The following is an 18,133-nucleotide window of genomic DNA, read 5'->3' as shown; positions in this document are numbered from 1 at the left end:
AAGATCCGCCGCGCCTCCCACTGCGTATCCCTCCTGTCGATCACAGGCATGGAGGACAGCATGACGACACCCCCTCAGCTCACGCTGACAAGCCGCTCCCGCAGCGCCACGCAAGCGCACGCCGGGCCGGACGGCCGCAACCCAATCCTGCGCATAACGCTAGCGGCACTGGCGCTGCTCTCCCTTCTCGCGTTCATGCCAGCGACGTCACGTGCCGACATCGGACCTGCTGCCAAGCTCGTGCCCGCAGCCAGTCTGGTCGGCGAAGGCCGGATGACCTTCCTCGGTTTTCGCATTTTCGACGCAGAGCTTTACGCACCTTCCGGAACCTATGACCCGGCCAAGCCATTCGCGCTGAAACTGACCTATCTGAGGTCTTTCAAGGGCGAGGCAATCGCCAAGCGGACGGAAAAGGAAATGCTCCGTCAGGGTATGCCCAAGGGCGCGACCCTCAACGGCTGGACCCGGGACATGACAAGCATCTTCCCAAACGTCAGCCCCGGCGAAGCCATCATTGGCGTACGCGACAGCAAGGGTCACACGCTGTTCTACTCCGGCGGGCGGCGCATAGGCAGCATCAAGGACAAGGACTTCACCAAGCGCTTCTTCGCGATCTGGCTCGGCGGCAACACGAATGATCCCGCCCTGCGCAGCCGCCTGATCGGCGCCAGTTCATAGCGCCCGGCCAGCGGATGACCCGGCAACTCGGACGCAAGGACCTCTTCAGTTATGGGCTGATGGCGCTTCCGCTCGCCTTTGCCGGGCTGCCGATTTATCTCCACGCACCCGACTTTTATGCCGGAACGCTGGGACAATCTCTGACGTCACTCGGCGTTCTTCTGCTGGCCTTGCGTGCGGTGGATGCCATTCAGGATCCGCTGATCGGAAGCCTGAGCGACCGCTATCATCAGCATCGGGCGCTGATCCTTGTCCTCGGCGTCATCATGCTGGGCGGCGGCTTCTGGATGCTGTTTCATCCAGGTTTGTCCGCACCGCTTATCTGGTTCGCAGCAGCTGTGTTCATTTGCACCACAGGGTTTTCCATTGTCTCGATCAACCTGCAGACCCTCGGCGGTATCTGGCAGGTCAGCGAACACCAACGCACGCGCGTCACCAGCTGGCGCGAGGCGCTCGGGCTTCTCGGTCTGCTGACAGCAGCCATGGGACCAGCCCTTCTTGGCGCCAATTCCGATCCCGGCACGGCATTTCATCGGCTGACCATCGCCTATCTGCCGTTGCTTGCCATCGCCACATGGGCACTTCTGGTCTGGATGAAGACCGCCCCTTTGACACGGCCACAGGAGGCATTCAATCCTTCTGGTAAAACACGCAGTAGCTGGCGCGACCTCATCGGCAACCCTTGGCGGCGTACGTTCTTTGCGCTCTTCGCGCTCAACACACTTGCGAGTGCGATCCCGGCCGTACTTGTGCTCTTCTTCATCAGGGATCGCTTGGACGCAGCCGAATACTCCGGCGTTTTTCTGCTTGTCTATTTCCTTTTCGGGGCGCTTGCGATGCCTCTCTGGCAGTGGCTCTCGAGACGTGTCGGCAAGATCAGGGCCTGGGCCGTTTCGATGACCCTGTCGATCATAACCTTCCTCTGGGCGGTTTTTCTCCAGAACGGACAGGTCGAGGCATATGCCCTCGTCTGCGCCCTCTCCGGCCTCGCACTTGGCGCCGACCTTGCGCTGCCGCCATCGATCCTTGCCGATCACATTGCTGCACGGAAAAGCCAGGCTGAAGCCAGCCGCATGTTTTCCTTGATGACGCTTCTATCAAAGGCCTCTCTGGCTCTGGCAACGGGCCTTGCGTTGCCTCTCCTGGGGCTTGCCGGATACCAGCCGGGCATCCCCATGACCGCAGAGCTCAACCTGTCTCTCAGCCTGTCTTATGCGGCCCTGCCCTGTGCTTTGAAAACGATCACACTGGTCTGGCTTTTGAGCCAGGCGAACCATATTGCCCAAACCGCGTGTGTGAAGGCATGATCGGCCATCGAAAACATCAACAAGGCTGATCGATCAGATGACCGTGCGTCCGCCTCAAGCCTACCGAAAGCAGATTACAGATGACCCGGTCACCGCTGCGCTGGAGCAGGAAGTTCTGGCAGAGAAAGCCGGAACGCTCGCCAGGTTGAACACGAAACTGGAGCAGGCCCTTGCCCGTATCCCCGATGCAGTCGAGAACGCCAGCGAGGACGAGCAGCACAAACGAGCTCTCAGGATCGCCGAAGCTGGAGAAGCGCTCTGGCATGTCACCATCCAGCGAGAACTCTGCGGCTTCCTCCGGCACAAGGCATTCTTCGATCACATGAAGGTTCCCGCCGCTGTCCGTCTTGGTGCTGGTCCCGTTCCGGAACACCTGAAAGCGAAAGGAAAGCAAAAGTGAACCGACAGCCGGCAAGGCAAACAGCGACTGCGAAAATCGTGCTGCACATCACAGACCACGCATCGGTATCTGATGTTAACTTCGGGTCATAGAGTGCTTGAATGTCTTTCAGGGGGCAGAAACTGATGAACACCAAGACAGCGTTTTTTAGGCAACGCAAAAGCAGATTTCCAAAGATCGTGATCGCCTTGGCAACGACCATCTCGGCGATGGCAGTTTCCGGACCGGCTCTGGCAGACAGCTGCTGGACACACAACGGTTCGCTCATGCGGCTTCAGGCCCAGGGCAACCAGCGCTGGCTCAGCTACGAACGGCCGCGTCAGCAGCTTCGCGCTGCAGGCGTCCGACGCGGCACGCTTCTGTTCGATGGTTACAAGACCGGCGACTGGTACAGCGGCACAGCGCGCGTTTTCTCGAAATACTGTCCCGGCAACCCGCTCACCTATGCCGTGGAGGGTCCTGTTCGCGGCGATCAGCTGCAAGTAACCGTTCGCGGTACCCGGCAGGTTTTCCGCCAGTGTCAGCCAACCGGTCAATACAAGACCGATACACTGGTCTTCACCTACTCGCATCAATGCTAGGACGTGAAAGCATCTCGTTTCGGCCTGCTGGTTGAAATCCCCAAGTGCTTTGGAACAATGCCGGGCAACGGCAAACGCCGCCTTGCATGTACCGTTGGGGGATGTTCTTTTAGCCACGCATTTGACAAGGGATTCGGCGCATTTTGCGCGAGATCGCTCAGATGCTGGCCGAACCATTCTTACGGCCTTGGCTGATTAAGATAATTTGATCGTTAGACCTGCAGCCCGCGTGATAAGAAAGCAGGCGTGGAGTTCGGATAAATGCTGACAAAAGCAATATACAAAAAATCAGTCTGTGCGCTCTTTGCGCTCATGTGCACTGTGCCGTCTGTCCCGAAGATCGACGGAGCCTTTGAATTTCAGGTATCTGGCCAGGCTCTTGCCGCAGGCGTCCGGGCCGTTCCCGAGGGAAACCGCTATCGCAGCCAGCCCCGGATCCCCTATGCCTCGGCCCGCAGGACCGCAGCGTCCAAATCCAGTTACGATGCAAAATTCGAGAAGGTTCTGGCCGTTCTCAAGCGCGACCGACGGCTGATTTCCTCGATCAAGCGTGTCGCTGGGCGCTACAACATTGATCCGATCCACATGATTGGCGCCATCATTGGCGAGCACACCTACAACTACGACACACTGGACAGTGCACAGTCCTACTATATCAAGGCACTGGCCTACGCAGGGATCGACATCAGCTTCAAATACGACGGCGAACACGTCGAAACCTTCGTCGAACGCTCCCAGTTCGACCGGTGCCGGAAAGGCAAAAAGGCCAACAACAGCGACAGCCGCTGGTCCTGTTACGAACGCGTTTGGAACAGCTCGTTCCGCGGCAAGAGAGTTGACGGCACCCGCTTTCCAAAAACGAACTTCAACGAGACGTTCTTCCAGCCGCTTTTTTCCGGCCAGAGCTTTGGCCTCGGCCAGCTAAGCCCTCTTACCGTCCTGAAGATGACCGACCGGGTCGCTCGTCAGAGCGGCAACCGCAAGCTTGATCCGAAGAACGCCGAAAAGGTCTATCAGGCGACCATGGATCCGAATATCTCGCTGCACTATATGGCTGCGGTCATTCAGGATGCCATCGAGGCGTACAAGAACGTCGGCAAGGTCGACATTTCGAAGAATCCCGGCCTGACGGCAACCCTCTACAATCTGGGAGACCCCTGGGGCCGGGCAGCGAAATTCCGCCGCAGCGGCGCCACCTGGCCCAGAGAGAATTACTACGGCTGGCTGGTCAACGACCGGCTCGAAGACATCAAGTCCGTTCTCTAGCGCCTATTCGAACCAGCATCTCTCGCGCATCTCGGTATGGACCTGGCCCGTTGCCTTGTCCCTGATCTCGGTCGGCAAGGATTTGCAGACCTGCACCCGCTGCATGTAGGGAGAGTTCGCTCCCTTCACCTTCGGGCCACCCGCAGCTTCGTTTTCACGAATTTGTTCTGACCGCGACAGCCGATCGAAGAAATCGCTTGCGCCAGCCTGCTGGACCGACCCGCTGGCCACCAGGCCAAGGGCGGCAAATCCTGACAGGGCTGCAACACCAAAAACACGTCCTGTAATTCGTCCCATGCCGTAACTCCTCTTTTCCGACAACGGTTCCTCGGCCCACCACATCGAATATGGCACCCATTACCGCTGCGGAAAGGCCGCTCACAGCCTCTTGAACGGCTTCAACCTTCAAAGGCTACCGCAAGAACGGATTGTTCTCGCGCTCGTGACCGATCGTCGAGGCAGGCCCGTGACCGGGCAAAAATGAAACATCATCGCCAAGTGGCAAGAGCTTGGTCTTGATCGAGGCAATCAACGTATCGTGGTCGCCGCCCGGCAGGTCGGTTCGTCCGACAGATCCGGCGAAGAGAACATCGCCGGAGATTGCCAGGCGTAACTCCCGATCGAAGAAGACCACATGGCCGGGCGCATGGCCAGGACAATGGAACACCTCAAAACTGCGGCCAGCCATCTCCATCGTGTCGCCCTCAACGAGCCAGCGGTCGGGCTCGACCGGCTTGACGTCGCTCAAGCCGAACTGCCGAGCTTGGTCCTTGACCCGCTCGATCAGGACGCGATCGGCCTCATGGGGGCCCTCAACAGGAACCTTGAGCGCCTCGGCCAGATCCGCGGCCCCGCCGACATGATCGATATGACCATGCGTCAGAACGATTTTCTCGACATCGACGCCATGCTCTTCAATCGCCTTGAGGATCAACGGCACATCGCCGCCAGGGTCGACGACGGCGCCTTTTTTCGTTTCCGGGTTCCACACCAGCGAGCAATTTTGCTGGAACGACGTAACCGGAATAATCAGGATCTGAATGGGCGGCAGCGCGTCCTGGCTCTGGGAAGTATCGGGATCGGACAAGAATGGGCTCCAGGTTGCCCCGATGAGCGGGGGAAGAGACAAATGCTGGGCAAAGTCGGTTTGCCGCGCGCTTTATCGCATTGGACCGCTTCACCTTCCGTTCTGCTTTTCGTACAAGAAGATGCACCTGCTGAACAGTGGCAGGGACAAACAGGTTGTCGACACGCATGAAGCAGACACTGCTCCAGACACTGACCTTGGTCGCGCTCTGCTGCGCGCTGCCCGCTGGCGCGTCTGCAAAACAGCCCAGGACCGATCCGGTTTGGGACAAATGGTCTGTCGGCTGCGGCAACTCTGGCCTGTGCTTCACATCAACTTTCATCCGCGAGCAATCGACCTGGCTTGATCTGCGCATTGTCCGGGATACGCCCGCGAACGCCGCTCCGCTGCTTCGGATCACCGCCAATGCTGCCCTCAACAACGAGGGCACTATCCGTTTTGACGTCGATGGCACTTCGATCGAAACCCTGCCTGTGGCGCAACTGCGGGAAATTCAGGCTTCGGTCGCAACTCCGGCTGGCTTCCGCCCCCTTGGCGGCGAGGGCTTTTGGTACCCGACCGGCCCAGCGACCAGCGCGATCCTGAAGGCGATGGCGTCTGGCAAGGTTCTGACCGTGTCGCTGCCGATCGGCGATCAGACCATCGAGATGAAGCTGCCTCTGAACGGCCTCGCCTCCGCCGTCAGCTGGCTGGACGACCGGCAGAACCGGAGCGGAACGGTCTCAGCAATTGCAGACATCGGTACGGAACCGGCCGAAGACGCCCCCTCGGCCAAGCCGATCCTGTCGCCCGAAACCCTGCCGCCGGCCGTGCTCGCAACATGGGACGCCAATCGCTTTTGCTCCGACATCGACCCTGCGATCTTTGCCAGCCTAAACGCTGTCGCCATCCCCGCCGGGGACGACAAGGCAACGCTTTATCTGCTGCCATGCGGCGCTCCCAGTGCCTACAACACGCCCTATGTTCTCATCCGGGCCCAGGATGACGGCAAGGTCCGCCAGCTCCATGTCGCCAGGATGTCGGAGCTTGGACCGCTGGCCACGGACCTGGTTTACAATGCCCGCTGGAACGCGCGTGACCTCGAGCTTGATGGCCTTTTCAAGGGCTCCGGGGTCGGCGATTGTGGCACCTGGAGCCGTTGGCTCTGGACCGGCACGACCTTCGTCCTGCAGGAGGAAGCTACCCGCCAGACGTGTGACGGACAGGAAGTCCCAATCTCAGATTGGCCCACCACCTGGACAGTTCCCGCAACAAGCAAATAGCGCTTTCGCCAAGGATTTACTTGCGATTTTCCTGGTCACAGCCTTATGATGATTGTGCAGCGGACTGGATGGGGATGCGGCATCCTTGTTTCAACCCAATCCTGAAAGTGTTGATGGGCGTAATTCTTTGCGCCTCACGGGAGCATCTCGCGATATTTTTGCGAGTGAATTTAGTGGGTTATGTGCTGCCTGAGGCCGGCACACAATTAAGGTGATTAAGTAATGCACGATGGCGATTCGGACCGGCACAAGCGTGGACGTCGCGGCGGCAAGCGCGAGTTCGGCGGTCCGCAGGACTTCGGCAGCGATTTCGGCGGCGGTGATTTTGGGGGCGGCTTCGACGGCGGTCGCGACGGCGGCTATGGCGGCGGCCGGGACGGCGGTTATGGCGGCAACCGTGATGGCGGACGCGACGGTGGTGGTCGCGGCGGCTATGGCGGCGGGCGCGATGGCGGATACGGCAATCGCGAAGGCGGCGGCGGCTACGGCGGCGGCAATCGTGAAGGCGGCGGTGGTTATGGCGGCGGCGGCGGTGGCCGCGGCGGTTATGGCGGCGGCAACCGCGAAGGTGGCGAAGGCTTCCGGCAACCACGCCCTCCGCGTCCGGAATTCGATGGCCCGGCCGAGCGCGGTCCGCGCCAGGAAGGCACCGTCAAGTTCTTCAAGAGTGACAAGGGCTTTGGCTTCATCACTCCAGACAACGGCGAAGCTGATGTATTCGTGCACATCTCCGCAGTTGAACGCTCCGGCATGACAACGCTCGACAGTGGTCAGCGTATTTCTTTCGAGACCGAGCCCGATCGTCGTGGCAAGGGCCCGAAAGCAGTCGATCTTCAGGAACTTGCTGAAGGCGGCGCTGACGCGCCTGCGGAAGGCTAAGTCAGCGAACGCCATCCGGGTGTTTGTTGCTTAAGCTTTCTCGCAAAGATCTTTTGAAACGGCGGCCATCTGGCCGTCGTTTTATCTTTCGCAGCAGCCTCTTCATTCTGATGCTAGATCGCCCGCACGCCCGGATCGGGCCATCGTAAAGGCGCTCCGATCTGGATGTTTAAGCAAAGACACTGCGCGCGATCCCGCATTTCCAAACTTCAAACACACCAAAAATCAAAGACGCTGAAAAACATGACAAGCACAGCCGACACGTCCCCATCCGCTCTTGTTCGCCCTGCTCAAAAGGCTGATCTCCCTCACCTTCTGGAAATGAACAATGCCGCTGTCCCGGCGGTAAATGAACTCGCCCTATCTGAGCTTTCCGACCTTGTCGCAGAAGCCTTGGTCTGTCTGGTGGCAGAGTTGGACGGTCAGCCAGCGGGCATGCTTTTGTGCCTGACCGAGGGCCTCGACTATGACAGCCGTAACTACGCATGGCTCAGCGAGCATGTGGGCCGCTTTGCCTACACAGACCGCATCTGCGTCGCCGAGACCGCGCGCGGGCAACGCATCGGCGAAGCGCTTTATGAAGCTCTGGGAAGGGTGCCAGGCGTCGGCAACCGCCCTCTGGTCTGCGAGGTCAATACGCGGCCCGACAACCCGGGATCCTTGCGCTTCCACAAGCGTCTGGGTTTTGCCGAGATCGGCACACAGGACCACGGCGAAAAAGCTGTTGTATACCTGAAACGCGATCCAGCCGAAGATGTGAAAAGCGCATGAACTATCGTCACGCCTACCACGCCGGCAACATTGGCGACGTGCTGAAGCACGCCGTCCTCGCACGCCTCATTGTCTATCTTCAGCGCAAGGACAAGGCGTTCCGGATCATCGACACCCATGCCGGGATCGGCGCCTATGACCTGACCTCCGAAGAAACGCAAAAGACTGGCGAATGGCTGGATGGAATTGCAAAGGTCATCTCCAAGCCCATGCCGGACGATGTCGCCACATTGCTCGCGCCCTGGCTCGATGTCGTGCGCGCCGACAATCCCGGCAAAGACCTGAAGCTCTATCCCGGATCGCCCGCGCTGGCCCGAGAACTGATGCGGCCAGTCGACCGTCTGACCCTGACAGAGCTGCACCCCGCCGACTTCGACACGCTTTCCAAGCGCTTTGCTGGCGATCATCAGGTCAAGACCATCCACCTTGACGGCTGGCTTGCGCTTGGCAGCTTTCTGCCACCGAAGGAAAAGCGCGGCCTCATCATCATCGACCCCGCCTTTGAGGAAATTGACGAGTTCGATCGCATGGCAAGTGCCGTGATCAAGGGGTGGCGGAAATTCTCGACGGGCACCTACGCCTGCTGGTATCCGCTCAAGGACCGGTATGGCCTTCGCCGCTTCGACGACGCCTTGAAGGATGCTGGCGTCAAGGATGTCCTGACCCTGGAACTCAATGTGGGAAAGAGCGGCCCGGATACGGCCATGCTTGGGTCCGGAATGACGATCATCAATCCGCCTTACACTCTCGCAGAAGAAATGCGCACCGTCCTGCCATGGCTGCGTGATTGCCTGCGCAAGGGGTCCGAGGCCAGCTGGTCTGTCGATCAACTCATCGCCGAATAGACGAAACGCTCCCTTGCTGGCTTGACGTGGCGGACGCACTCCCTCATCGTCTGGCCATTGAGTAAATGGCCCGGAGAAGTGCCGCCGTGACCCAGTTCCGCTTTGTAAATCTTGCCTTTTCAATCATTGTCGCCGCGACCACGGTCTTGTCCGGCCAGGCTCTCGCCGGAGAACACCGCGCCTATTTCTCCCCGAACAGGGACCCCAGGTTGCCCGACTGCACTTCTGCGTCGGTCCGCTCGGCTGTTGCGGGCAGTGTGGCCCGGGCACAGAACTCCTATGTGGACGGCCGCGCGATCACCGGCATTGATCAGATCCGCGAAGTTGCCTACCGCGAGCATGATGTCAGCCCTCTGGCACGCCGCTTTTGCAGCGGCACGGCGACCCTGACGGACGGGTCCACGCGCCAGGTACATTACAAGCTTGTTGAACATAGCGGCTTCGTCGGTCTCGGCTGGAAGGTCGAGGCCTGCATGAGCGCTCTCGACAAGTGGCATGTCTACGGCGCCCATTGCAGCACCACCCGCCCGCGTTGATCTTCGAAGAGCAGCAGACAAGCATGGCCCGGCGCTTCAGCGGACCGCTTGAACAACACCTGATGCACCTGGTTCTTGCGCTTCTTCTGCTGCTTGGCAGCGCAGTCCAGGGCGCACGTGCAGGTGGTTCCTCAGGCGACTTCGACTACTACGTTCTCGCCTTGTCCTGGTCACCGACCTATTGCGCCCGTAAGGGCCGCAACGCCGAGCCGCTTCAGTGCCAGGCATCCAAGCCGCATCGCTTCATCGTCCATGGCCTCTGGCCGCAATATGAACGTGGCTGGCCGGATTTCTGCCGCACCCGGAACGACCGACCGAGCAGACATACCGTCTCCGGTATCCTGGACATCATGCCGAGCCGCGGGCTCGTCTCCCATCAGTGGCGCAAGCACGGCACATGCTCCGGCCTGGATCCGGAGGCGTATTTCGACACCATTCGCGCAGCCTACGACAAGATCCGCATTCCGGCCGCCTTCCGCACCCTGGAACGCACCGGCCGAATTGCACCTGACGGCGTGGAAAAGGCATTTCGCCTTGCGAACCCCGGTTTGCGCGATGCAGCCATGGCGGTGACATGCTCCAGAGGCGCGTTGCAGGAGGTCAAGATCTGTCTGACCAAGGATCTGGAGTTCCGGAGTTGCCGCGCCGTTGATCGCTCCGGTTGCCGGGCCAGCAAGATTTCTGTTTCTCCGCCGCTCCGCCGATAGTCCACCCGCAGGACAACGTCTTTTGCCGCAACAGGCCTTGTTCTCCGGCCCCTGTCATGCACAGTGGCGGGCAACTTTGCGTACAGTCCTTCGACTGTACCCGCTCCCCAAATGGCAAAGGTTTCCGACATGCTCGTTCTCCGCTCTTCACCCGCCTCGCCCTTCGGCCGCAAGGTCAAGATCGCGGCCGAGGTCTTGAACCTCAAAAGCCTGATCAATCTGGAGGAAACCCAGACGAACAATCCGGACGACAGCATTCGCCAGCAAAATCCGCTCGGCAAGATCCCCGCACTGATCCTGGAAGATGGCAATGTCCTCTACGACAGCCGGGTGATCGTCGAATATCTCGACCACCTCGCGGGCGGCGGCAAAATCCTGCCGATCGGCGAAGCGAGGTTTCCGGTACTGCGCCTGCAGGCCCTGGCCGACGGCATTATGGATGCCGGTATCCTCCAGGTTTACGAAAGCCGGTTCCGCCCTGCCGAATATCGTTTCGAGGACTGGAAAACCTATCAGGCGGCCAAGGTCACTCGCGCTATGGACAGTCTCGAAGCCGCCTGCCCGACCCATCTGACACAGCTCAGCGATGCGGATGCCGGGACAATCGCACTCGCCTGCGCCCTTGGCTATCAGGACGTTCGCTTCGCCGGCGAATGGCGCAAGAGCTATCCAAAGCTTGTCGCCTGGCTCGACAGCTTCGAGGCCGCCGTGCCCAGCTTTGCAGCAAGCAAGGTTGGCCCGGCGCCCATTCCTGCAAAGGAAGAACCGCTCCGCTGATCTGAGCGAGTGAAAGTGAATGCAAAAAGGCGGAGCCTCACGGCCCCGCCTTTTTCATATCTGCCAGCCTGATGCTAACGGTTTCTAACGAGCGCGGGCACCGCCAAGAGACTTCCGAGGTTTTGCACCATGACGCGCCAGACGGTGGCCGGACTTCAGAAAGCGGCCAAAGTCACTCTGAATGGCCAGCATTGCCGGTGTCACCAAGATGACCACAAACAAACCAAAGCCGAGGCCGTAAGCCAGCGTGATCACCGTCGGCATCAGGAATTGCGCCTGACGGCTGGTCTCGAACAACAGCGGCGCAAGTCCGAACACGGTCGTCGCACTGGTGAGAACAACTGGCCGCAATCGGTCTGAAACACCCTCGATCAGGGCCTGCCTGAACGGCCGGTCGCGCGCATACTCATCAATTGTCGTGACCAGAACAATGCTGTCATTGATGATGATCCCCGCCATCCCGATAAAGCCAATGAGGGAGAACATGCTCAGCGGAAGGTGATGCCAGTAGTGTCCCCAGATCATGCCGATACAGCCGAAGGGGATGACCAGCATGATCACCAGTGGCCGGGTCCAGGATGCGAAAATCCAGCACAGGGTCAGATAGATCCCGGACAGACAGAACCCGAGCGCAAGCACCGCATCAGACAGAAATTCCTTCTCCTGCTCCGCCAGCCCGGACAATTCGCTCTGCACATCATATCTGGCCGCCAGTTCCGGAAGCAAAGTATCGCTCAGCATGGCCATGACGGCCACGGCCGCCTCCGGATCATCCTCGGAGATATCGCCGCTGACCCGAAGGGTCTGCAGTCCGTTCTCGCGTCTGACCGACGCAAATCCGAAGGTGCTTTCCACCTCGACTATTTCGCTCAAGGCAACATAGGGCCCCGCAGGCGACTTCAGCTGTGTCTCGTAGACAAAAGCAGCCCCTGTTTCCTCATCAGGCAGGCTGACACGCACTGTCGCGGTTCGCCGGCCAACCGGGAATTCTGCAACCTTGATGCCCTCCAGGCGATTGCGCAAAACGTTGGCGACGCTATCGGTCGTGAAACCAAGCGCCTCGCCCTTCGGCGTCAGGCTCAGAGCTAGCTCTGCCTTGTCAAAGGACAACGTATCTTCCAGGGCGCTCACCCCCGGCATGGCACCCAGCGCCTGCTTAAGATACTCTGCAGCTTCTTTCAGGATCTCTGTCGAAGGTCCATAGAGCCTCACATCGATGGCATCTCCGCCAGGGCCTGAACGCTCTCCACGCACGGCCAGCGTTTCAAGAAGCGGCCCCTTGCGGATTTCCTTGCGCCAGTCACCGATGAAGCTGAAGGCCGAATAGGGACGCAGATCCGGGTCGATCAGCTCGATCGCAAGACCGCCGAGCAAGTCCTCATCTTTCGTATCCGCACCATTCAGGGCCCTTCGGCCGGCGTTCGCGCCAACGGTCGCCAGCGTAAAGGAAACCGGCGCGCGGCCATATTCCTCGGCGTAGCGTTGATCGACCACATCAAGAGCACGGTCCATCTCGGCCAGCATCGCCTTTGTGTCGTCCCGATCGGCTCCCGGCATCATCGCGATATTGGCATTGATCACATTGCGCTCAGGCGCATTGAAGAACCGCCAACGCACCGTGCCATCGAAATACATGCTCGATGCGATCAAGAGCGTCATGACGGCAAGGCCCATGACCGGATAGCGGAAGACAATCACCGCTCTCATCAAGGGCTCAAACGCCTTCTTCCTGAAAGCATTAAAGCCTTTGTTGAAGGTCCGGTTTGGCCAGTCGTACCAATGTTCCTTGCCACTGGCCGACAAGGCATGCCGCATGTGGGCCGGCAGGATGAGAAAGGACTCAACCAGGCTTGCGATCAATACGATCCCCACCGTAAGCGGAATATCGGCGATAAGTTCCCCGAAGCGGCCACCAATGGCAAGCAGACCCGCGAAGGCAATGATCGTTGTGATGGAGGCGGAAAAGACCGGCGCGGCCATACGCTTGGCCGCCATAACCGCAGCCTCGGCAGGGCTATGCCCCTTGCGCGCCAGGAAGTCTGCGTGCTCTCCAACGACGATGGCATCATCCACGACAATGCCCAGGCAGATGATCAGGGCGAACAGCGAGAACATGTTCAAGGTGACGCCAAAGGCGAACATCATGGCGATGGTCGCAGCCATGGCCGCCGGTATGCCGGCCGCCACCCAGAAAGCTGTGCGCGATGACAGGAAGAGGAACAAAAAGCCGACAACAAGAACCAGGCCGAACAAGCCATTCTCGACCAGAATATTCAACCGGTCGACAATGTTCTGCGCACGGGTTTCTGTCAGCTGGGCAACAACACCGCGCGGCAGGCCATCCTGGAAATCCGCAACGATCTGTTCGACCTGCCGCTGGATCTTGATGGTATCGCCGATCGCATCACGGTCGACCCTCAGAACCACCGCCGGCAGTCCCTTGTGCGAATAGGCCTTGCCGCTCTCCGGTCCCTCCGTGACAATTTCCGCCACAGATCTTAGCTGGAGTTTCTCACCCTCGGCAGGCGAGCGCAGGACGATTTCACCAAGCTCCTTCTCGGAGCGCCGGGTCTGCCCCGTTCGCAGACGGGCGCTGCCGCTTGCCACATCGCCCGCCGGCGTGGTCTCCATTTCGGTGGCAACCACATCCGCAATCTCTTCAAGAGACAGGTCATGGCGGATCAGCATGGCCTCGGACGTGTTGATCCGCATGACCGGGTTCGACACGCCGTCAATGCTGATCCGCGTCACCCCCTCGCGAAACAGAGCCGTCTGGAGGTCCTCTGCATAGCGCGACAGCTGATCTGCATCGATCGGCCCATAAATCACGACATTGGTCACACGGTCGCGAAACGCGCTGCGCACGACCGTCGGCTCGTCAACATCTTCAGGCAAGCTGGAGCGCGCCTGATCAACGGCTGCCTTGGCGTCGTCGACAGCCTGACCCATGTCCCAGCCGGTCTCGAACTCCAGAGTCATCGTGGCACGGCCCTCGCGGGCCACCGAGGACGCCTCCTCGACGCCTTCAATCGCCAGAAGCTGAGGACCCAGCAGCTCGACAACGGCTCGGTCCATGTCGTCGGGGCCAGCGCCCGACCACTCGACCGTGACCGTCACGCGTTCGTTGATTATGTCAGGGAAATACTGGGTGCGGATCTTGAGACCCGCCGCGATGCCGCCGAGCAGCATGAACGCAAGGATCAGGTTGGCGGCCGTCTTGTGACGGACCATATAGTCGAAGAAAGACGAAAATTCGGACCTGATCGATGACTTCATGACTAGCTCCGTTCACCTCGGCCGCGACCGGTTTCTATGCGCTCCAGCACCTCGCTCGGCACCTTTGGCTGATTCAGAATGTTGATCAGACGCGCCTTGCGCTCCTCAGGCATCCGGCTTTCGCTCAATCTGGCGATCAGCGCATCCCTGCGTTCCGGCTCCAGGGTCACCAGATCCTCTGGCGCGGCAGGTCCCGAGGCCGGTTTCGGGCCTCCCTGAGACGTTTCCGCTGCTTCAGGCGCTTCGCCGGGCGTTCCGACTACCCGCGGCGTGACCTTCAGCCCGGCACTCAGGTGTGGCAGGCGCTCACGCACATAAAGCTGTCCGAACGGCACATCGGTCACCACAAGCTGGTCGCCCATCCGGCGCAAAACCCGTGCCTGCTCCGTGCCAAGCCGCTGCTCTTCGTCGACAACAAGGATGCGGCCATCTTCGCTGGCGGCAGAGGCCGGGATCACGGCCACATTCTCAAGGGCCGGTTCTTCAAGCTTGACGGTGAGGAAATCACCCGGACGGAGCGGCGTGTCCGCATCGACATCGAGCGAGGCAAAAAGCGTGCGACCCGCCTCACCCGTCGCGACCACCGCCGCCGCCCGGTCCAGTGTTCCCGGTACTGAAACGACGCGGTCGCCCAGATCTAGCTGCGCTTCGACGGGCACCTGGATCAAACGGCCGGCATCATCCAGAAAGCGAGAAAACTGCTGGGTCGAGACGGAAAATTTCACTTCGAGCGCGGTCGGATCGATCAGGACAGCCAGGGTCTCACTCGAACTCACACGCCGCCCGAGCGTGGCGTTGACCTGATCCAGCGTACCGGAGAACGGCGCGGTGATCGTCGTTTCTTCAAGGGTCCGTTCAGCGTCCTGCACCGCGATCCGCGCCCGCGCGACACCCAGATCCATGCGCTCGACATTCTTGCGCGAGGTAATAACAGACTGCAGACGGTTCGACAGGGCCTGCTCAAGCGCCGCTACGGAAAGCTGCTCCTGCTCCACCTGCACCATGGTGGAATAACCCTTTTCACGCAGCTGGGTCTGGCGGTCGAGCGCCTGACGTCGAAGCTCCAGCTGTTTCTCGGCCGCGACAAGTTCCTGTTCGGCAACAACGATGGCCTCTTCCGCCTCTGCCTTGTGTGCCTCAGCATCCGCCTGAGCGGCCTGGGCATCAAGAAGCTCGGACTGGGCATCTGCCGGATCGATCCGCACCAGCAGCTCGCCGCCTTTAACTGCAGCGCCATCGCGGAATTTGGCAGCGACCCCGACAAGTTGGCCTTCAGAGCTCGCGCGGATTTCAAGACTGCGCCAACTCTCGACCTGACCATAGGCGGTCGTGATCGGCGCGACAGTCTCAGACGTGAGGGAGGAAACATTCACGGCATAGGAGCGCTCTCGGACAGGAGGACGCCGCCTGGCGTCTTCCTGGTTCATCGCCGTGGAGATGCGGTAGACGCCATAACCGATCATTGACGCCATGACCGCCAACAGCACAAGACCGATCAGACCCCTTGTCAGGAACCGCATTCAACTCTCCCTCAAATCAACCGCTCATAAAAATCAGGACGCCTGCATCGGGTGCGGAAAGCCCCATCATCCGGCATTTTGCAGACCTTGATCCGGCGTGCGCGAAACACGTCGGTAATTTTCTATCATTGCATTGCGAAAAAGTGCTGAAAAACATGTATCGAGCTGTAACGAAAAAGCCCGGCGCAATGCACCGGGCTCTTTGTTTCTACAGGTATTTCCGGCTGTTTAGAACTTGTAGCTCAAGCCGAACCGCACGAGATTGTTATCAAGATCGGACTTGTAGCTGTTGCCGCCGACCGTAAAGCTCTCGGAACCGAAGTCCTGGTGAATGTACTCGAGACGCGCTGTGACGTTCTGTGTCACCGCACCTTCAACACCGGCACCTGCTGTCCAACCGACTGCCGTCGTGCTGTCCTTCGCGCCATTCGCCTTGAAGTCGAGATCGGCAATGGCAAGACCACCGGTTCCGTAAACGAGGAAACGGTCAAAGGTGTAACCCAACCGGCCGCGAATGCTGGAGTTCCAGGATGAACCTGTTTCGGCCGTTACGCCGCCGGCGGTTGCCGTGTCTTCCAGATCGGAAAACTGGAAATCGGCTTCCGCACCGATCAACACATTCGGAGAGATGATGTAGTTGTAGCCGGCATGAATGCCGCCTTGAATGCCATCACCATCCGTGTCGGGCGCGTTTCGATTGTCGAAATTGCCCCAGCCCCAGCCGAGGTTACCACCGACATAGGCACCACCCCAGTCAAAACGGGCGGCCGGAACCTGGTCGTCATAGAAAGCCGGTGCCGGGTCCACCGGCTGCGGAAGGTCAGCCGCAAGCACGGGCGTTGCCAGGCCGGCAAAGGCGGCCGCTGTCAAACCTGCAAATGCAAGACGCTTCATATCATGTTACTCCAGATGAACTTGTCCAGAATGAAATGTGGACGGCCATCCCGCCGGTCCCCATCCTCACCCAGCTAAAGATATGGGGATCGTTTGTGGCGGTTCAGGAGGGCAATTTAGGAGTTTTCTAGGCGAATTAAGGTCATTCTTCGGCAGCGTGAATGAAGGGTAAACAAACCGCATTTTGCAAGGATGCGACAAAATCAAAGCTTGCAGCATGCTTTCCCCGCACCAATCTATTGCGTATAACGCGCCAGACAAAATGGCGCGAACGATCAAAGTGCCATCGCTCCATTCAACCTGACCCCGACCGGAACCCTTAGATGCTGTTTGACTATGTAAGCCTCGCAGGCGGCCTCGTCGTGCTGATTATTGCTGGCGACATCCTGGTCAGAGGGTCTGTCGGCATTGCACAGCGTCTCGGCATTCCAAATCTCGTCATCGGTCTGACCATCGTCGCATTCGGAACCTCGGCGCCCGAGCTCGTGATTTCACTCAAGGCCGCTCTGGCCGGGTCAGGCGGCATCGCCATCGGCAACGTGGTGGGCTCGAACATCGCAAACGTTCTGCTGGTGCTGGGCATGCCGGCACTGATCGCGGCGACACCCTGCGGCGAATCTGGTGCGACGAAGAACGCGATTTTCATGGTGGCGATCTCGGTCGTCTTCACGATCCTGTGCTTCTTTTCCCCCATTGGCCTGATCGGCAGCCTCATCCTGCTGGCACTTCTTGCCGTCTTCCTGGGCGATTCCGCCCGAGCTGCACTACAGCACCGCAAGGAACGCAAAGCCGCCGCTGCTACGGCTGTCGAAGCGCAGGACGACGATGATGAATTGGAAGACGTTGAGGGAGTTCCGGACGCAGCCGCTATCGCCGGTGTCTACATTGTACTCGGCCTGATCGGCCTGCCTTTGGGCGCGCACTTTACCATCAGCGGCGCCACTTCGGTGGCCCAGGACTGGGGCGTAAGTGACGCCGTGATTGCCTTGACGGTGATCGCCCTGGGAACCTCCCTTCCGGAACTCGCAACCACAGTCATGGCCGCGATCCGCCAACACGGCGCAGTCGCCATCGGCAATGTCATTGGATCAAACGTCTTCAATCTTCTCGCGATCATCGGCATCACCACCGCGATTGTGCCCGTGGAGGTTCCTGCCGAGATCCTCAAGCTCGACATCTGGGTGATGCTTGCTTGTGCCGTGTTGCTTCTCGTGCTTGCGGCCAGGAAGATCTGTCTCGGCCGGATTTCAGGCTTTATCCTGACTGCGGCGTACGTTCTTTATATCTTCACTGTCTATTGTCTCAGCGCGGCGATCTGAGCAGCTTCGCCAAGCGTATTGCTGTCAT

At 59.7% G+C, this 18,133-nt stretch carries 18 protein-coding genes; 13 read left to right on the top strand and 5 right to left on the bottom strand.

What is annotated here, in order from left to right; genetic code table 11:
- Window positions 1-60 precede the first annotated feature (60 nt).
- The 5 genes from ABJZ52_RS09090 (at window position 61) to ABJZ52_RS09070 (ending at window position 4,232) form a co-directional block, all read left to right on the top strand.
- Window positions 61-678 carry a chalcone isomerase family protein gene (locus ABJZ52_RS09090; protein ID WP_348191730.1) on the top strand — a complete coding sequence of 206 codons (618 nt, stop codon included), beginning with the start codon at window positions 61-63 and terminating at the stop codon, window positions 676-678.
- 14 nt (window positions 679-692) lie between these two features.
- Window positions 693-1,985 (top strand): MFS transporter, encoded by a 1,293-nt coding sequence (locus ABJZ52_RS09085; RefSeq protein ID WP_348191733.1) that lies wholly within the window; start codon window positions 693-695, stop codon window positions 1,983-1,985.
- 37 nt (window positions 1,986-2,022) lie between these two features.
- Window positions 2,023-2,385, top strand: coding sequence for a DUF6665 family protein (locus ABJZ52_RS09080; protein WP_348191736.1), 363 nt, complete (start codon window positions 2,023-2,025; stop codon window positions 2,383-2,385).
- 125 nt (window positions 2,386-2,510) lie between these two features.
- A complete protein-coding gene (locus ABJZ52_RS09075; protein ID WP_348191739.1) occupies window positions 2,511-2,966 on the top strand; it encodes a hypothetical protein in 456 nt (151 codons plus the stop codon).
- A 312-nt stretch (window positions 2,967-3,278) separates the two neighbouring features.
- A complete protein-coding gene (locus ABJZ52_RS09070) occupies window positions 3,279-4,232 on the top strand; it encodes a DUF1402 family protein (protein ID WP_348191755.1) in 954 nt (317 codons plus the stop codon).
- A 3-nt stretch (window positions 4,233-4,235) separates the two neighbouring features.
- On the opposite strand, the gene ABJZ52_RS09065 is transcribed toward ABJZ52_RS09070, so the two are convergent.
- Both ABJZ52_RS09065 and ABJZ52_RS09060 read right to left on the bottom strand, forming a co-directional pair.
- Complete coding sequence (locus tag ABJZ52_RS09065) at window positions 4,236-4,529, bottom strand: hypothetical protein (protein ID WP_348191742.1); 294 nt, start codon at window positions 4,527-4,529, stop codon at window positions 4,236-4,238.
- 115 nt (window positions 4,530-4,644) lie between these two features.
- Window positions 4,645-5,319: an MBL fold metallo-hydrolase gene (locus tag ABJZ52_RS09060; protein WP_348191745.1), complete on the bottom strand. Its 675-nt coding sequence runs from the start codon at window positions 5,317-5,319 to the stop codon at window positions 4,645-4,647.
- Between the two features lie 167 nt (window positions 5,320-5,486).
- Here ABJZ52_RS09060 and ABJZ52_RS09055 point away from each other — a divergent pair, with 167 nt between their 5' ends.
- The 7 genes from ABJZ52_RS09055 (at window position 5,487) to ABJZ52_RS09025 (ending at window position 11,096) form a co-directional block, all read left to right on the top strand.
- Window positions 5,487-6,581: a DUF1176 domain-containing protein gene (locus ABJZ52_RS09055; protein WP_213216026.1), complete on the top strand. Its 1,095-nt coding sequence runs from the start codon at window positions 5,487-5,489 to the stop codon at window positions 6,579-6,581.
- Window positions 6,582-6,803: 222 nt separating this feature from the next.
- The gene (locus tag ABJZ52_RS09050; RefSeq protein ID WP_348414285.1) at window positions 6,804-7,460 is read left to right on the top strand and encodes a cold-shock protein; all 657 of its coding nucleotides are present in this window, start codon (window positions 6,804-6,806) and stop codon (window positions 7,458-7,460) included.
- 243 nt (window positions 7,461-7,703) lie between these two features.
- Window positions 7,704-8,231, top strand: a complete 528-nt coding sequence (locus ABJZ52_RS09045) for a GNAT family N-acetyltransferase (RefSeq protein WP_153768095.1) — start codon at window positions 7,704-7,706, stop codon at window positions 8,229-8,231.
- Entirely contained in the window at window positions 8,228-9,076 is an 849-nt protein-coding gene (rlmJ, locus tag ABJZ52_RS09040; protein ID WP_348185629.1) for a 23S rRNA (adenine(2030)-N(6))-methyltransferase RlmJ, read from the top strand. The genes ABJZ52_RS09045 and rlmJ overlap by 4 nt, the downstream gene beginning before the upstream one ends.
- Window positions 9,077-9,162: 86 nt before the next feature.
- The gene (locus ABJZ52_RS09035) at window positions 9,163-9,612 is read left to right on the top strand and encodes a cytoplasmic protein (protein WP_348185626.1); all 450 of its coding nucleotides are present in this window, start codon (window positions 9,163-9,165) and stop codon (window positions 9,610-9,612) included.
- A gap of 23 nt (window positions 9,613-9,635) precedes the next feature.
- Entirely contained in the window at window positions 9,636-10,319 is a 684-nt protein-coding gene (locus ABJZ52_RS09030; RefSeq protein WP_348185624.1) for a ribonuclease T2, read from the top strand.
- A gap of 129 nt (window positions 10,320-10,448) precedes the next feature.
- Window positions 10,449-11,096: a glutathione S-transferase family protein gene (locus ABJZ52_RS09025; protein ID WP_348185622.1), complete on the top strand. Its 648-nt coding sequence runs from the start codon at window positions 10,449-10,451 to the stop codon at window positions 11,094-11,096.
- Window positions 11,097-11,180: 84 nt separating this feature from the next.
- Here ABJZ52_RS09025 and ABJZ52_RS09020 read toward each other — a convergent pair whose 3' ends face one another.
- The 3 genes from ABJZ52_RS09020 to ABJZ52_RS09010 all read right to left on the bottom strand — a co-directional run bounded on the left by ABJZ52_RS09020 (window position 11,181) and on the right by ABJZ52_RS09010 (window position 16,786).
- The gene (locus ABJZ52_RS09020) at window positions 11,181-14,372 is read right to left on the bottom strand and encodes an efflux RND transporter permease subunit (RefSeq protein ID WP_348185619.1); all 3,192 of its coding nucleotides are present in this window, start codon (window positions 14,370-14,372) and stop codon (window positions 11,181-11,183) included.
- A 2-nt stretch (window positions 14,373-14,374) separates the two neighbouring features.
- Window positions 14,375-15,892 carry an HlyD family efflux transporter periplasmic adaptor subunit gene (locus ABJZ52_RS09015; protein WP_348185617.1) on the bottom strand — a complete coding sequence of 506 codons (1,518 nt, stop codon included), beginning with the start codon at window positions 15,890-15,892 and terminating at the stop codon, window positions 14,375-14,377.
- A gap of 228 nt (window positions 15,893-16,120) precedes the next feature.
- Window positions 16,121-16,786 (bottom strand): outer membrane protein, encoded by a 666-nt coding sequence (locus tag ABJZ52_RS09010; RefSeq protein ID WP_192108611.1) that lies wholly within the window; start codon window positions 16,784-16,786, stop codon window positions 16,121-16,123.
- A 323-nt stretch (window positions 16,787-17,109) separates the two neighbouring features.
- On the opposite strand from ABJZ52_RS09010, the gene ABJZ52_RS09005 reads away from it, so the two are divergent.
- The gene (locus tag ABJZ52_RS09005; protein ID WP_348185615.1) at window positions 17,110-18,105 is read left to right on the top strand and encodes a calcium/sodium antiporter; all 996 of its coding nucleotides are present in this window, start codon (window positions 17,110-17,112) and stop codon (window positions 18,103-18,105) included.
- Window positions 18,106-18,133: the final 28 nt, after the last annotated feature.

The organism is Roseibium sp. (assembly GCF_039982295.1).
Classification (GTDB): domain Bacteria; phylum Pseudomonadota; class Alphaproteobacteria; order Rhizobiales; family Stappiaceae; genus Roseibium.
This window is presented reverse-complemented; position numbering and strand designations above follow the sequence as displayed.

Coding starts and splice junctions, on each gene's coding strand:
- ABJZ52_RS09090 (WP_348191730.1), top strand. CDS start 61: ATGACGACACCCCCTCAGCTCACGCTGACAAGCCGCTCCCGCAGCGCC.
- ABJZ52_RS09085 (WP_348191733.1), top strand. CDS start 693: ATGACCCGGCAACTCGGACGCAAGGACCTCTTCAGTTATGGGCTGATG.
- ABJZ52_RS09080 (WP_348191736.1), top strand. CDS start 2,023: ATGACCGTGCGTCCGCCTCAAGCCTACCGAAAGCAGATTACAGATGAC.
- ABJZ52_RS09075 (WP_348191739.1), top strand. CDS start 2,511: ATGAACACCAAGACAGCGTTTTTTAGGCAACGCAAAAGCAGATTTCCA.
- ABJZ52_RS09070 (WP_348191755.1), top strand. CDS start 3,279: ATGTGCACTGTGCCGTCTGTCCCGAAGATCGACGGAGCCTTTGAATTT.
- ABJZ52_RS09065 (WP_348191742.1), bottom strand. CDS start 4,529: ATGGGACGAATTACAGGACGTGTTTTTGGTGTTGCAGCCCTGTCAGGA.
- ABJZ52_RS09055 (WP_213216026.1), top strand. CDS start 5,487: ATGAAGCAGACACTGCTCCAGACACTGACCTTGGTCGCGCTCTGCTGC.
- ABJZ52_RS09050 (WP_348414285.1), top strand. CDS start 6,804: ATGCACGATGGCGATTCGGACCGGCACAAGCGTGGACGTCGCGGCGGC.
- ABJZ52_RS09045 (WP_153768095.1), top strand. CDS start 7,704: ATGACAAGCACAGCCGACACGTCCCCATCCGCTCTTGTTCGCCCTGCT.
- rlmJ (WP_348185629.1), top strand. CDS start 8,228: ATGAACTATCGTCACGCCTACCACGCCGGCAACATTGGCGACGTGCTG.
- ABJZ52_RS09030 (WP_348185624.1), top strand. CDS start 9,636: ATGGCCCGGCGCTTCAGCGGACCGCTTGAACAACACCTGATGCACCTG.
- ABJZ52_RS09025 (WP_348185622.1), top strand. CDS start 10,449: ATGCTCGTTCTCCGCTCTTCACCCGCCTCGCCCTTCGGCCGCAAGGTC.
- ABJZ52_RS09020 (WP_348185619.1), bottom strand. CDS start 14,372: ATGAAGTCATCGATCAGGTCCGAATTTTCGTCTTTCTTCGACTATATG.
- ABJZ52_RS09015 (WP_348185617.1), bottom strand. CDS start 15,892: ATGCGGTTCCTGACAAGGGGTCTGATCGGTCTTGTGCTGTTGGCGGTC.
- ABJZ52_RS09010 (WP_192108611.1), bottom strand. CDS start 16,786: ATGAAGCGTCTTGCATTTGCAGGTTTGACAGCGGCCGCCTTTGCCGGC.
- ABJZ52_RS09005 (WP_348185615.1), top strand. CDS start 17,110: ATGCTGTTTGACTATGTAAGCCTCGCAGGCGGCCTCGTCGTGCTGATT.